This is a genomic window from Variovorax sp. P1_G12 (genome assembly GCF_056405555.1).
The window spans coordinates 1-13,297 of record NZ_JBFUBW010000038.1; the positions used below are offsets into that span (position 1 = coordinate 1).

Genomic DNA, 13,297 nt, shown 5'->3' on the forward strand with positions numbered 1-13,297 from the left:
GGGCATGGCGCTGATCCTGATCTCGCACGACCTCGGCGTGATCGCCGAAAGCGTCTCGAAGATGCTCGTGATGTACGGCGGCAGCGTGGTCGAGAGCGGCCCGACCGCCGCGGTCTTCGCCGAGCGCGCCCACCCCTACACCCGCGGCCTGTTCGCGGCCCGGCCGGCGCTGGGCGCCCCGCGCGGCCTCAAGCTCGCCACCATCCGCGGCAGCGTGCCCGAACTGGTGGACCTGCCGCCGGGCTGTCCCTTTGCCGGGCGCTGCGGATTCACCGTGGCGGCCTGCCAGGCCAACCCGCCGCCGCTGACCGTGCAGCCCAGCGGCCATGCCGTGCGCTGCCTTCGGCTCGACGAGGTGGCGGCGCAAGGCGCCGCGGCCTACGCCTGACTGCCATGAACCCCACACTCCCATCCACGGCCCGGACCGGCGCGGCAGACAGCGCCGCGCTGCTCAAGGTGACCGACCTCGTGCGCCACTACGCGCTGCCGCGCGAAACGCTGTTCGCACCGCCGCCGCTGGTCAAGGCGCTCAACGGCGTCAGCTTCAGCGTCGAGCCCGGGCGCAGCCTCGGCATCGTCGGCGAATCGGGCTCGGGCAAATCGACCATCGCGCGGCTCGTGATGGCGCTCGACGCGCCCACCTCCGGCAGCGTGCAGTTGGAGGGCCGCGACCTGAATGCCCTGTCGAAAACCGAACTGCGCACCGCGCGGCGCGATTTCCAGATGGTGTTCCAGGACCCCTACGGCTCGCTCGACCCGCGCCAGACCGTGGCACGCATCGTCGCCGAGCCGTTGGAAGCACTGGCCGAAATGCCGCGCAAGGCGCAGCGCGAGCGCGCGGCCGAGTCGCTCGCCGCCGTCGGCCTGCGCAGCACCGACCTGGACAAGTACCCGCACGAGTTCTCGGGCGGCCAGCGCCAGCGCATCGCGATCGCACGGGCGCTGATCACGCGCCCCAAGCTGATCGTGGCCGACGAGCCGGTCAGCGCGCTCGACGTCTCGGTGCAGGCCCAGGTGCTCAACCTCATGCAGGACCTGCAGCAGCAGTTCGGCATCAGCTACCTGCTCATCAGCCACGACCTTGCGGTGGTCAACCACCTGTGCGACGACGTCGCCGTCGTCTTCAAGGGCCGGATCGTGGAGCAGGGCAGGCCCGGCGACCTGTTCCGCGAAGCGCAGCACCCCTACACCCGCACGCTGCTGTCGGCCGTCTTGCAGACGCCCTAGGCCACGCGCAGTCGAACCCCTCATTTCCAGGAGACACACGAATGTTGAAGCGACGCACCCTCATCGGCACCGCCATGGCCGCGGCGATACCGGGCGCCTTCCTCCCGCTCGCGCAGGCGCAGACGGGCAAGAACATGCTGACCATCGGCATGCCGCTGGAACCGCCGGGCCTGGACCCGACCACGGCCGCCGCCTCGGCGATCGCGGAGATCGTGCACTACAACGTCTTCGAGACGCTCACGAAGATCAACGCCGACGGCTCGGTCACGCCGATGCTGGCCGAGAGCTGGACGGTCTCGCCCGACCTCAAGACCCACACCTTCAAGCTGCAGAAGGGCGTGAAGTTCGAGAACGGCGAACCCTTCAACGCCGCCACGGTCAAGTTCGCCTTCGAGCGCGCCGCCGGCGAGAAGAGCACCAACAAGGACAAGCGCTTCTTCAGCGAGATCAGCGTCAAGACGCCCGATGCCGACACGGTCGTCATCAGCACCACGCAACCCAACCCCGACCTGCTGTTCATGCTGGGCCAGGCCACCGCCTGCATCGTGGAGCCGAAGAGCGCCGACACCAATGCGACCAAGCCCGTGGGCACCGGCCCGTACCGGCTCGACAGCTGGCAGCGCGGCTCGGCCTGCACGCTGGTCAAGTCGCCGGCCTACCGCAACCCGGCTCTGGCCAAGGTCAACAAGTTCGTCTTCAAGTTCATGTCCGATTCGGCCGCCCAGACGGCGGCGCTGATGGCCGGCGACATCGATATCTTCCCGCGCGCCGGCACCCGCTCCGTGCCGCAGTTCAAGAGCAGCCCGCGCTTCCAGGTGATCGAGGTGGGCACGCGCAGCAAGGTGATCCTGGCGATCAACAACAAGCGCAAGCCGCTCGACGACGTGCGCGTGCGGCGCGCCATCCTGGCCGCGGTGGACCGCAACGCGGTCATCCAGGGCGCGGCCGACGGCTTCGGCAAGCCCATCGGCAGCCACTACCCGATCGGCGCGCCGGGCTATGTCGACACCACCCCGGTCAATCCCTTCGACGTCGCCAAGGCCAAGCAGCTGCTGGCCGAGGCCGGCGTGAAGACGCCGCTCGAACTGCGCATGACGCTGCCGCCGCCTTCCTATGCGCGGCAGGGCGGCGAGGTGATCGCGGCGCAGCTCGCGGCCATCGGCATCAACGTCAAGATCCAGAATGTCGAGTGGGCCCAGTGGCTCAGCGGCACCTTCGGCGGCGGCCACGACTTCGACCTCAGCATCGTCGCGCACGTCGAGCCCTTCGACCTCGTGAAGTACACCGAGCCCGACTACTACTGGGGCTACGACTCGAAGAAGTTCCGCGACCTGTATGCGTCGATCCAGGGCGAGGCCAACGACGGCAAGCGCAACGCGCTGCTGGGCGAGGCGCAGAAGATGCTGGCGGCCGACGCCGTCAACGGCTTCCTGTTCCAGGCCGTGTTCCCCACGGTGGCGCGCAAGGAAGTCAAGGGCCTGTGGCCCAGCATGCCGATCGTGGCGAACGACCTGGCGGCGATCTCCTGGAGCTGATGCGATGACCCAGCCCCTGTACGCGCTGAGCGTGGCCGAGCTTGGCGCGGCCTACCGCAGCAAGGAACTCTCGCCGGTCGAGGTGACGCGCGCGGTCAACGCGCGGATCGAGGCGCTGGAGCCGAAGCTGCACGCCACCTGGCTCTTCCGTCCCGAATGCGCGCTCGAACAGGCGCGCGCCTCGGAAGCGCGCTGGCGCGCCGGCACGCCGCGCGGCGCGCTCGACGGCGTGCCCGTGACGCTCAAGGACAACCTCGCGACCGCGGGCGACCCGATGCCGCTGGGCACCGCGGCCTACGACCTGGTGCCGATGACGCAGGATTCACCCCCCGCGGCGCGGCTCAAGGAAGACGGCACTGTGCTCGTCGCCAAGACCACGATGCCCGACCTGGGCATGCTGTCGTCGGGGCTCTCGACCTTTCATGCGATCTCGCGCAATCCCTGGGACCTGTCGCGCACGCCCGGCGGCTCCAGCGCGGGCGCCGGTGCGGCCGCCGCCGCCGGCTACGGGCCGCTGCACGTCGGCACCGACATCGGCGGCTCGCTGCGCCTGCCGGCCAGCTGGTGCGGCATCTTCACGCTCAAGCCCAGCGCCGGCCGCATTCCGCTGAGCACGCCCTACATGGGCCGCTGCGCCGGGCCGATGACGCGCACGGTTGCCGACTCGGCGCTGATGATGCAGTCGCTCGCGCAGCCCGACGACCGCGACTATTCGGAGCTGCCGCCGGCAGCCATCGACTGGACCGCCTTCGAGGTCGACCCCTCGTTCCTCGCCGGCAAGCGCGTGGCACTGCAGATGGACGCAGGCTGCGGCCTGCCGCTCGACCCGCAGATCGCCGAAGCGGTGCGCCGCGCCGCGCAACGCATCGAGGCGGCCGGCGCGCGGGTGGAAGAGATCAAGCCCTTCATGACACCCAGGATGCTGCAGGGCATGGACCACTTCTGGCGCATGCGCTCGCTGATCGACATTCGCGCCTTGCCGGCCGAGAAGCGCGCGAAGATCCTGCCCTACATCGACGCCTGGGCCGAGAGCGCCAGCGGCTTCTCGGGCGAGCATGTCTTCGACGCCTACAGCCAGTTCATCGCCACGCGAGCGGCCACGGTCGCCGCCACCAAGGCCTATGACTTCGTGATCTCGCCGGTGTCGCCGAACATGCCCGCGCCCGCGGAGCATGCCTCGCCGACCAACGACCCGCTGCTGTCGCTCGAGCACATCGGCTTCACGGTGCCCTACAACATGTCGGAGCAGCCCGCGGCATCGATCAACTGCGGCTACTCGGCCGAAGGCCTGCCGATCGGCCTGCAGATCGCGGGCCGCCGCTTCGACGACCTGGGCGTGCTGCAGTTCAGCCGCGCCTTCGAGCAGATCCGCGAAGCGCAGAAGCCCTGGCCCGACTTGAACTGAGAAACTCCCCATGAACGCAACCCACTACATCGACGGCCGCCGCGCGGCCGGCGAGAGCGCCGACACCATCGACGTGATCGATCCCAGCGACGGCCAGCGCTTCGGCCAGATCGCACGCGGCACCGCGGCGGACGTGGACGCGGCCGTGCGTTCGGCGCGCCGCGCGATGGGCGAGAACTTCGACGGCCCCTGGGGCGGGGCGACGGCGCTCGAGCGCGGCAGGCTGCTGGCCAAGCTGGGCGCCGCGGTGCTGCAGCACCACGAGGAACTGGCGCAGCTCGAGGCGCGCGACACCGGCAAGGCGCTGCGCGTGGCGCGCAACGACGCCACGGCGCTCGCGCGCTACATGGAGTACTACGCCGGAGCCTGCGACAAGCTCCACGGCGACACGCTGCCGTACGAGCGCGGCTACACCGTGATGACGGTGCGCATCCCGCACGGCGTCACCGGCCACATCATTCCGTGGAACTACCCGATGCAGATCGCGGGCCGCAGCGTGGGCGCCTCGCTCGCGGCCGGCAACGCCTGCGTGGTCAAGCCGGCCGAGGACGCCAGCCTGTCGCTGCTGCGGCTGGCGGAGATCGCCAGCGAGGTGGGCTTCCCTGCCGGCGCGCTGAACGTGGTCACCGGCTACGGCCGGGAGGCCGGCGCCGCGCTGTGCGCGCACCGGGGCATCGACCACATCTCGTTCACGGGCTCGACCGCCACGGGCCGCAGCGTCGGCCTCGCCGCCGCCGAGCGCCATTGCCCGGTGACGCTCGAGCTCGGCGGCAAGTCGCCGCAGATCGTGTTCGCGGATGCCGACCTCGACGCGGCGGTGCCCGTGCTCGTCAACGCCATCATCCAGAACGCCGGCCAGACCTGTTCGGCCGGCAGCCGCGTGCTGGTCGAGCGCACGGTCTACGAGGAGGTGCTCCAGCGGCTGGCCGAGCGCTTTTCGGCGGTGCGCTCGGGGCCGCCCGCGGACGACCTCGACATGGGGCCGCTGATCAACGAGAAGCAGTTCCGCCAGGTGCGCGACATGGTCGCGACCGCCGAGGCCCAGGGCCTCAAGGTGGCCGCCCGGGGCACGGTGGTGGCGCACGCCTCGGCCAGCGGCTACTACCAGGAGGCCGTGCTGTTCCGCGACGTTCCGGCGGACAGCGAGCTGGCGCAGCGCGAGGTGTTCGGCCCCGTGCTGGCCGTGATGCCCTTCGCCGACGAGGCCGAGGCGCTGCGGCTGGCCAACGGCACCGACTTCGGCCTGGTGGCGGGCGTCTGGACCCGCGACGGCGCCCGGCAGCTGCGCATGGCGCACAAGCTGCACTGCGGCCAGGTCTTCATCAACAATTACGGTGCGGCGGGCGGCGTGGAGCTGCCCTTCGGCGGCGTGAAGGCGAGTGGCTTCGGCCGCGAGAAGGGTTTCGAGGCCCTGCTAGGCTTCACGACCCTGAAGACAATCGCCATCAAACATGGATGAAGCACCTATGAACTCGAACGAACAAGCACAGCCCCGGCGCGTCGGCCTGGTCGGCGTGGGCCTGATGGGCAGCGGCATCGCCCAGAACATCGTCAAGCACGGCCACCAGCTCACCATCCTCGACCATCCCGGCAACCAGCCGGTGGACGCGCTGCTCGCGGCCGGTGCCCGTGCGGTGTCGGACGTGACGGCGCTGGCGGCGCAGGTCGACGTCCTGATCCTCTGCGTCACCGGCACGCCGCAGGTCGAGGCCGTGATGCTCGGCGACCAGGGCGCGCTCGCGGGACTGCGCCCGGGCACGGTGGTGATCGACTGCTCGACCGCGGTGCCCGCATCCACCGCCAAGGTCGCGCAGGCGGTGCAGGCCAAGAGCGGCAAGTTCCTCGATGCGCCGATGACCCGGACCGCGAAGGAAGCCGCCGAAGGCCGGCTCAACCTGCTGGTGGGCGGCGATGCCGAGGTGCTGGCCTCCTGCCTTCCGCTGCTGCGCTGCTTCGCGGAGAACATCACGCATGTGGGCGGCATCGGCGCCGGCCACGCGATGAAGCTGCTGCACAACTTCGTGTCGCTCGGCACCGTGGCGCTGCTGTGCGAGGCGGCCGCGTGCGCGCAGCACGCCGGCGTCGCGCCCGAGGTGTTCGTCGACGTGCTGGCCAAGGGCGGTGGCAACGGCGTGGCGCTGGAGCGGGTCAAGCCCAAGCTGCTGACCGGCGACACCGCCTCGCTGAAGTTCTCGATGGCCAATGCGAAGAAGGACCTCGGCTACTACAACGACATGGCCGAGCAGTCGTCGTCGAGCCATGGCATCGCGCAGGCGGTGGAGAAGCTGCTGGGGCAGGGGATCGAGACCTTCGGGCCGGACCGGATGGTGCTGGATCTGGTGGAAGCGCTGCGTTAGGGCCGCAGCGGGACCTTGCCTACCGGCTCAGCTCGCTGTCGCGAACCGACAGGAACTTGCTCGGGGGCACGCCCACCAGGCGCGAGCAATCCTGAGACGAGCCCACTCACCACCCGTATTTCATGCCCCCGCGTACTGTCCACGCCTGGTAGGACTGATTGCCCCATTGCCATCCAACGTCGCCCCAGCCTGCCCAGCCCTGCTTGAAATCGACATTGACACCGGCCTTCACCTCATAGCGACTGCTCGGGTACATGTCGCGCACCGAAAACTGGTTGATCACGAACTCTTCGCCGGTGTTGTCGTACCACCAGGGACGCCCCAACCCCAATCGGGGGCGGAGGTGCTGCGCACACGCAGTCCCAGCCTCGACGTGTACGCGCTGCGATGGGAGCCCTTGACGGCGAGGCCATTCGGTTCCAGGGCGATGTACGAATGGTTGTGCAGATAGATGATCTGGCCCTGTGGCTCGAGCACCCAGTTGCCGGACTCTCCCAGCGGCATGGAATAGCCGGCTTCGGCAGAGAACATGCTGATTTGCGAGTCGTAGCCCGTGCGATCGAAGGGAAGGCCGGTATCCACCGTGTTGGTGAACCGGGCGTACTGGCCCCACACGTCCGCATACCAGCCGAGCCGGGCCTGGTCGTTCTGGTACCAGGTGCCGTACACGCCAAACCCACCGCCGGAAAATTCGCCACGAGCCTGGATCGGATTGCCGAGGGCGTTGGAATCCGTGCTTCCGCTGGCATAGCCGGCCATGGCGCCAAGGTGCAGACGGTCCCCGCTGCCGAAAAGCGACCATTTCGCCACGTCCCCGCCGCCCTGCAGGACCCAGCCCTTGCTGTCGGCGTCGAACCGGCCGCTGGCACTGGTCGAACTCATCCCTTGGCTACCGGCGCGGATCCAGGCGTTGCCTGGGCTGAGTTGCAGCGGGTCTCCCCACCGATGCTGTAGGCTTTGCACGAAGGCGAAGCTCGTCATGCGCTGAATGCCCAGGTAGGCGCCGGTTTGTGGCCGTGCGAGGGCCGCGACGCTGGCGTTGGGATTGCAGAGGGTCGTGGCGCCGGCGGGTGTTGGGCTGCATTGCGCGAAGGCGCCGCAACTGCCTACACAGAGGGCAGCAACGGCCGCCCATTGCGTGCAGGCCCGGGCGATGTGCGCTCCCGGCCCGCCGGCCGGCCGCCGGGCTGAAGTGCCTGTTCCAGGAACTCGTGCAGATGCACATTGCATGGCCGAACCCTCCTTCGGACAAGCCCGGCAATCTGGGGGCCGGACGGCTCTCGAACCATTGTGCGCGGGTCTATCGGAGTCGTCACTCACCGGCAAGCGGAATGTGGCGTTCCGTCAACTAGTTCAGGGTTCGACATTGAATTGATATCGGTGGAACGCCGCGCTTCGAGACGGTTGTGATGACTCCAGGCGTCCGAGCCACGTAGTGTGGCTTGCGGCCGAACGGCTGGACATGTGTGCCGGCACCGACACCGCTCTTGCCGGGAGCCACTTCGCGATGCATTTCGCGCGAGAGCCGCACCATCTGCTCGACCTGCTGCACGAAGGTCATGCGTTCACCCTTGCGGCCCCAGAGGTTGTCTTCGATGCCCACGCGCACGTGCAGGCCCATGGCGATCGCCATTGCATTCAAGGGCAGCGCGTCGTCAGCCGGCTGGTTGGGCGTCAGCGCCGCGTTGTTCACATGCCCCGCTCCGACGCGCCCCATGACGCCAGGTAAGCTGCTGGAGCACATCAACAGCGTGTGCTAGAAAAGCGCATGCTTGGTGCATAGGATCCGCCAGAGCCGAAGGCAGGCCATGTTGGGGCGGCGATCCCCCGAGGAGTGGTGAAATGAAGATGCTTGTTTTGACAGTTGCGATGGCCATCGGCCAGATGCTGGCCCTGAGCGCACAGGCGCAGGCCGTGGGCGCCGACGACAAGGCGGCCGCCCGCGCCGAGCGGAAGAAGGAAGGCGCGAAAGCGTCGCAAGGCCCGCAGATGGGCGAAGGTACCCCGATCCCGGAAGCGAAACCGAAGGCCTCGGCCGACGAACGCGCCGCCGCACGCGCGCCTCGCAAGGCCGCCGGGGCAGAAGCCGCCCGGGGGCCGCAGATGGGCGAAGCCGAGCCGCCGCGCGTGACCGCGCCAAAGGTGTCGAGCACCGATCGTTCGGCGGCGCGCAAGACCCGCAAATCGGAAGCCGCTGCGGCCAACAAGGCAGGCGAAATCAAGTCGAAAGGCGAAACGAGCTACTGAACGGGCGCGGTGGCCTGATGGCTGGCCCGAAGTGGCTGCGCCTCGTCCTCCCGACCCCGCGCTCGCCGGCCGAAGAGATGCGTCAGCGCGTGCGCGCGGCGCCGAGGCCCGCGGAGATGCTGCAGTGCAAGCGCTGCGCTGGGTGCGAACTGCGACCTGGTCGCTGAGCCACCTCGAGGGTCAGGCAGCGCTCGGCTCTGCCACGCCGCGTATACGACTCGGGGGGAAGGACAGGCCCCGCCGGCGTCCGCGGCCGTTCCCCTGTCCAAGCTTCTGCCGCGGTTGGCTCGCTGGCGCGCACGGTCGCGCGTCTACCGCTGATAGGGAAGTTGACTCTTCTCGAACGCGATGTCAGATCGCGCACTGGCGCATTGCCCGTCGAGCGATGGCCAGGCGACCTGGGCCGGATCGAGCAGGCGGCTGCGCGGATCCGCACCCCATTGAGCTATGCCGGCGAAGCCAATATGCTGCGCGAGCACATGGGGCCTGCCCCATGACCGGTTTGAGGCCCAAAGCGGTCTCCGGCCGGCCAACATCGAGATGCGCTCTGGTGTGCCGAATCGCACATACATCCCAGCGCGCCCACGCAAAAATGGCAACTGAAGCGACCTGCCGTGAGGCAGATGAGGATGCACCGCTTTTCAGGAGACGTTCCATGAAATCCATCCATCATGAACCCCCGCGGACCGACGCTGTCGAGCGGGCGGGAGCCAGCGCCACCACGCGGTCTCTGCGAAAAGCGCTGATGGTTCTGGTCGTCGCCATCGCAGCTCTCGCGAGCGCGATCGTCCTTGTGCTGATTCCGCAACCGATTCCCTATCCGTGGCAGGCGCCGCTCGCCTGCAGCGGGACCGAGTCGCACGACTCACCCGAGGTCGCGATGGTGCGGCACATGAGCCGCGTTTCGAGGAGCACCGATGACCTGCCCAATTCCCAGTGTGCGTGAGGCAGGCACCGGACCCGGTGTCGTGTGCGTCCACTCGAACGCAAGTACGTCGTCGCAGTGGCGCGTATTGATGGATTGTCTGTCCCCGGACTTCCACGTCTTCGCACCGGACTCGCTTGGCGCGGGACAAGGCCCGGCGTGGCCACGAGATCGCATCGTGACGCTGAGCGACGAGGTGGCCTTGCTGGAACCGGTCTTCGAGGCGGCTGGATCGCCGTTCTCTCTTGTCGGCCACTCGTACGGCGCCGCGGTGGTATTGATGGCTGCTCTGGCCCGTCCGAGCCGCGTTCGAGCGGTCGCGATCTATGAGCCGACCCTCTTCGCGCTGCTCGACGAGGAACATCCCGGGCACGAAGCCGCGAGCGGCATACGTTCTGCAGTGGCTGACGCGGTCCGCGCAAACGAGGCGCACGACCACGCGGGAGCGGCCCAGGTCTTCATCGACTACTGGATGGGCCCGGGGACCTGGAGCCGCATACCCGCCGCTCGCCAAGCGCCGGTCGCAGCATCCATGGTCAACGTCGCAGGCTGGGCTCACGCTCTGTTTTCGGAGCCCACGCCATTGCGGGCGTTTCGCGCGTTGAAGGTTCCAGTCCTGTACATGGTGGGGGGGAAGTCGCCCGCTTCGTCGCGGGGGGTGGCCCGACTTCTGACGAACGCGCTTCCCGATGTCAAGGTGCTTGAGTTTGACGATCTGGGTCACATGGGCCCCGTGACACATCCGAAAGCGGTCAACGACGCCGTGGCGAACTTTCTCTCTCGCAACGCGTTGGTGCACAGCTCCCATTGTTGATGTCAGCCAGAGTTTCGAAGGCAGGCCAGCCCCTCACCATGCGCGCAGTCTCCGCAGGTAGCAGCGTGGGCGGCTGCGCCGGCGTAGGCGCGACGGTCTTGCCTGGAAACAGCAGGCCCCAGGGGGGCCGTGGCGCTCGCGGTGTTGTCGTCTCGGCTTCGCCTATCGCAAGACAGGGCTGCCTTCGGGGTCTTGTTGTTGCTGTGGCTGACCTGCGTGGACGCGTGGTTGAATGTGACGACGCAAATCCTTGGAGCGAGCCGTGGCGACAACAGATCCCGACAACATGCTCTTCTTCATCCCGGACATCAGCGGTTTCACGAAGTTCGTGACCGAGACCGAGGTGAGCCATAGCCAGCACATCATCCAGGAGTTGCTGGAGTTGATCGTGGACGCCAACCAACTCGGGCTGGAGGTTTCCGAGTTCGAAGGCGATGCGGTGCTGTTCGTTCGTCCCGGCGCGCCGCCGTCGCTGGACGAGCTTCTGGCGCAGGCACGGAAGATGTTCGTGGACTTCCATTCGCACATCAAGCGGATCGAGATCCTGCGCACCTGCTCATGCGGCGCCTGTTCCAGCGTCCATTGCCTGTCGCTCAAGTTCGTCGCGCATTTCGGGCCGGCCAGGACCATGCAGGTCAAGGGACATTCGAAATTCATCGGCAAGAGCATCATCGTCGCGCACCGGCTGTTGAAGAATCAGGTGCCAGAGCACGAGTACCTGCTGGTGAGCGAGGAGACGCTGAACCAGCTGGCCGACGGCACCGCGACGGCCTCGTCGTTCGAGTGCGGCCACTGCAGCTACGACGAGATCGGGGACGTGGCGTATCGGCACCGTTCGATGGCGCCGTACCTGGCCGAGGCGAAGGCGACGGTCACCGGATCCCTCACATGAAAAGCGCTTCGCCGCGCGTGTCGTCGGGAGCGACAGACAGGGGAGGGCCTGAACCGTTTCTTCATTCCCCCATCGACGTGAAGTTTCAAGCCAGAGTCATTCCATCCGGCAACGCAACCGCCGTTGTAGTTCCCGCACCTGTCATGGAGGCGCTCGGTTCTGACGCTCGACCGCTCGTCGCAGTCTCTATCAACGGTCACGCCTGGCGAAGCAGGATTGCCTTGATGCGCGGGCAGTGCTTGATTGGTATCAGCGCAGCCAATAGAACCGCAAGCGGGATAGCCGAAGGTGATCTGATCCAAGTTTTTCTTGAACTCGACACTGAGCCAAGAGTAGTGTCTGAGCCGGCAGATCTCGCGGCGGCGCTGAACAAGACATCGGAAGCGAGATCGGCCTTTGATCGCTTGCCATTCGGTCTCAAACGCAAGTACGTTGCGGCGATCGAAGAGGCCAAATCTCCAGAAACCCGGCAACGCAGAGTTAGCAAGCTCGTCGCTGATTTACGGCAACGTGCGGCCTAGCCGCTTGCTTCAAACGGACCCGCCTATGGCGGTCCGATTCAGCCGACCGAGCCATGCGGGTCTACGGCAGGGAAAGACTGATTGCCGACATTCGTTCGTACAGGGCGACCGGCAAGGATGGGCCCGAAGCGGGCCTAGCCACACCGTCGAAGCCGACGTTCAAGTTGGGTGAATCGCGGTGTTTATGTCCCGCAGGCTCTTGCACGGAAGTACCGCTGGAATGACCTCTCACCACTTCTCAAATCTGGTGTTGCCCTCTGGTGCCACATGCATCGAAGCTGGCGACTAGAGCCCGGGCATGGTCAGCGTCGCCCGCATTAGTTATCGCCGCCGTTAATTCCAAAAATGAGGTCTGAGAAATCATCGGCCAACACAATCCAGCATGATGCGGCTTTCGATTTTTCGATTTGCAGCGCAAACGCGATGAAGACGCTATAGCCGGCGCGTGGCGCGAAACGCGCGGGCATAGAGGCCATCACCGTCCAGGATCGAGCGCCCTCCAATGTCGCTCATGGTCGGGCCGTCTGCCCGCTTTCGACTGGAAATGAAGCGGTGATGGCCCGTGGTATCGCGCCCGACATAGATTCCGACATGATCGATCTGCGGGCCGTCATCCCGATCCGCATCGAAGAACACGAGGTCGCCTGCGGCGAGGCTGGAGAAATCCGTGACCTGGCGCGTCGAGGGCGGCACGACGAGCACGCCGGGCGCGTGGCTTGCCATTTCATGGGCCCGTCGCGGAATCGCAGCTTTGTCTTCCCGGGGGGCACGACAGAGCGCGATGCATCCCGGATCCGCCCCCGACAGGTTGCGGCGGTAGCCGAAGACCATGCGGACGTAGCCCGAGCAGTCCAGGCAGCGGAACTGGCGGCTTTCGGGCTGATCCGTGGCTTCATTGGCGTAGGGCCACGCGAGCCCGAGGTAGTCGTTGAAGTCGGAGCCTTCTTCGCGCGTGTCCCCGGCCAACGGGCCGTAACTGGTATCGCCCGCGATCTGGAGTTGCGGATCGTGCTCGGCGTGGATGGGATCGCTGCCGCTGATGTACTGCATGGCGATGGCCAGCAGGTCGGGCTCCCTGCGCGCGTTGGCGGCGAGCGCATTCGCCAGCCAGCCAGGATCGAATCGGTCTTCGCGAAACGGCTGCGGGTAGGTGCGTGCCCAGCAGCCGTGGCAGACGCTGTGCGGCTCCTCCCTGAATGTGCGGAAGGGTCCTCGCAGAATCACCGTGTGCGCGCCGACGGTGAATGACGCGAGCCAGGCGGCGTTGCAGGGGTCGAACATCGCCACCTGCTGCGTCTTGCCGCCATGGGGTCGGATCCTGATCTTGTAGGTCGAGTTCAGCATCGCTCTGTGTCCTTGATCAACATGCGATGC

General features: G+C 67.2%; 15 protein-coding genes. 11 read left to right on the forward strand and 4 right to left on the reverse strand.

Features of this window, described 5'->3' with window-relative positions; all coding sequences use genetic code 11:
• The 6 genes from AC1D2O_RS31400 to AC1D2O_RS31425 all read left to right on the forward strand — a co-directional run.
• The coding region (locus AC1D2O_RS31400; protein ID WP_478158458.1) for an oligopeptide/dipeptide ABC transporter ATP-binding protein at nt 1-388 on the forward strand (388 nt) is incomplete at its 5' end.
• A gap of 5 nt (nt 389-393) precedes the next feature.
• Complete coding sequence (locus AC1D2O_RS31405; RefSeq protein ID WP_478091514.1) at nt 394-1,227, forward strand: ATP-binding cassette domain-containing protein; 834 nt, start codon at nt 394-396, stop codon at nt 1,225-1,227.
• 41 nt (nt 1,228-1,268) lie between these two features.
• Nucleotides 1,269-2,762 carry an ABC transporter substrate-binding protein gene (locus AC1D2O_RS31410; RefSeq protein WP_478091515.1) on the forward strand — a complete coding sequence of 498 codons (1,494 nt, stop codon included), beginning with the start codon at nt 1,269-1,271 and terminating at the stop codon, nt 2,760-2,762.
• Nucleotides 2,763-2,766: 4 nt separating this feature from the next.
• A complete protein-coding gene (locus AC1D2O_RS31415) occupies nt 2,767-4,167 on the forward strand; it encodes an amidase (RefSeq protein WP_478091517.1) in 1,401 nt (466 codons plus the stop codon).
• Between the two features lie 10 nt (nt 4,168-4,177).
• The gene (locus AC1D2O_RS31420; protein ID WP_478091519.1) at nt 4,178-5,626 is read left to right on the forward strand and encodes an aldehyde dehydrogenase family protein; all 1,449 of its coding nucleotides are present in this window, start codon (nt 4,178-4,180) and stop codon (nt 5,624-5,626) included.
• Nucleotides 5,627-5,633: 7 nt separating this feature from the next.
• Nucleotides 5,634-6,524, forward strand: coding sequence for an NAD(P)-dependent oxidoreductase (locus tag AC1D2O_RS31425; protein WP_478091520.1), 891 nt, complete (start codon nt 5,634-5,636; stop codon nt 6,522-6,524).
• Between the two features lie 106 nt (nt 6,525-6,630).
• Here AC1D2O_RS31425 and AC1D2O_RS31430 read toward each other — a convergent pair whose 3' ends face one another.
• From AC1D2O_RS31430 to AC1D2O_RS31440, 3 genes are all read right to left on the reverse strand, one after another.
• Nucleotides 6,631-6,807: an autotransporter outer membrane beta-barrel domain-containing protein gene (locus tag AC1D2O_RS31430; protein WP_478091521.1), complete on the reverse strand. Its 177-nt coding sequence runs from the start codon at nt 6,805-6,807 to the stop codon at nt 6,631-6,633.
• The gene (locus AC1D2O_RS31435) at nt 6,804-7,754 is read right to left on the reverse strand and encodes an autotransporter outer membrane beta-barrel domain-containing protein (RefSeq protein WP_478091525.1); all 951 of its coding nucleotides are present in this window, start codon (nt 7,752-7,754) and stop codon (nt 6,804-6,806) included. The genes AC1D2O_RS31430 and AC1D2O_RS31435 overlap by 4 nt, the downstream gene beginning before the upstream one ends.
• A gap of 118 nt (nt 7,755-7,872) precedes the next feature.
• Complete coding sequence (locus AC1D2O_RS31440; RefSeq protein ID WP_478158459.1) at nt 7,873-8,217, reverse strand: 3-keto-5-aminohexanoate cleavage protein; 345 nt, start codon at nt 8,215-8,217, stop codon at nt 7,873-7,875.
• A gap of 176 nt (nt 8,218-8,393) precedes the next feature.
• Between AC1D2O_RS31440 and AC1D2O_RS31445 the strand changes: the two genes are divergently transcribed.
• The 5 genes from AC1D2O_RS31445 (at nt 8,394) to AC1D2O_RS31465 (ending at nt 11,923) form a co-directional block, all read left to right on the forward strand.
• Entirely contained in the window at nt 8,394-8,771 is a 378-nt protein-coding gene (locus tag AC1D2O_RS31445; protein WP_478158460.1) for a hypothetical protein, read from the forward strand.
• Nucleotides 8,772-9,426: 655 nt separating this feature from the next.
• Nucleotides 9,427-9,717: a hypothetical protein gene (locus AC1D2O_RS31450; RefSeq protein WP_478089988.1), complete on the forward strand. Its 291-nt coding sequence runs from the start codon at nt 9,427-9,429 to the stop codon at nt 9,715-9,717.
• Complete coding sequence (locus tag AC1D2O_RS31455) at nt 9,689-10,510, forward strand: alpha/beta fold hydrolase (protein ID WP_478089987.1); 822 nt, start codon at nt 9,689-9,691, stop codon at nt 10,508-10,510. The genes AC1D2O_RS31450 and AC1D2O_RS31455 overlap by 29 nt, the downstream gene beginning before the upstream one ends.
• A 262-nt stretch (nt 10,511-10,772) precedes the next feature.
• Nucleotides 10,773-11,402: a DUF2652 domain-containing protein gene (locus AC1D2O_RS31460; RefSeq protein WP_478089986.1), complete on the forward strand. Its 630-nt coding sequence runs from the start codon at nt 10,773-10,775 to the stop codon at nt 11,400-11,402.
• Entirely contained in the window at nt 11,399-11,923 is a 525-nt protein-coding gene (locus AC1D2O_RS31465) for a YdeI/OmpD-associated family protein (protein WP_478089985.1), read from the forward strand. Before AC1D2O_RS31460 ends, AC1D2O_RS31465 begins: the two co-directional genes overlap by 4 nt.
• Before the next feature lie 432 nt (nt 11,924-12,355).
• Here AC1D2O_RS31465 and AC1D2O_RS31470 read toward each other — a convergent pair whose 3' ends face one another.
• The gene (locus AC1D2O_RS31470) at nt 12,356-13,267 is read right to left on the reverse strand and encodes an NlpC/P60 family protein (RefSeq protein WP_478089984.1); all 912 of its coding nucleotides are present in this window, start codon (nt 13,265-13,267) and stop codon (nt 12,356-12,358) included.
• Nucleotides 13,268-13,297: the final 30 nt, after the last annotated feature.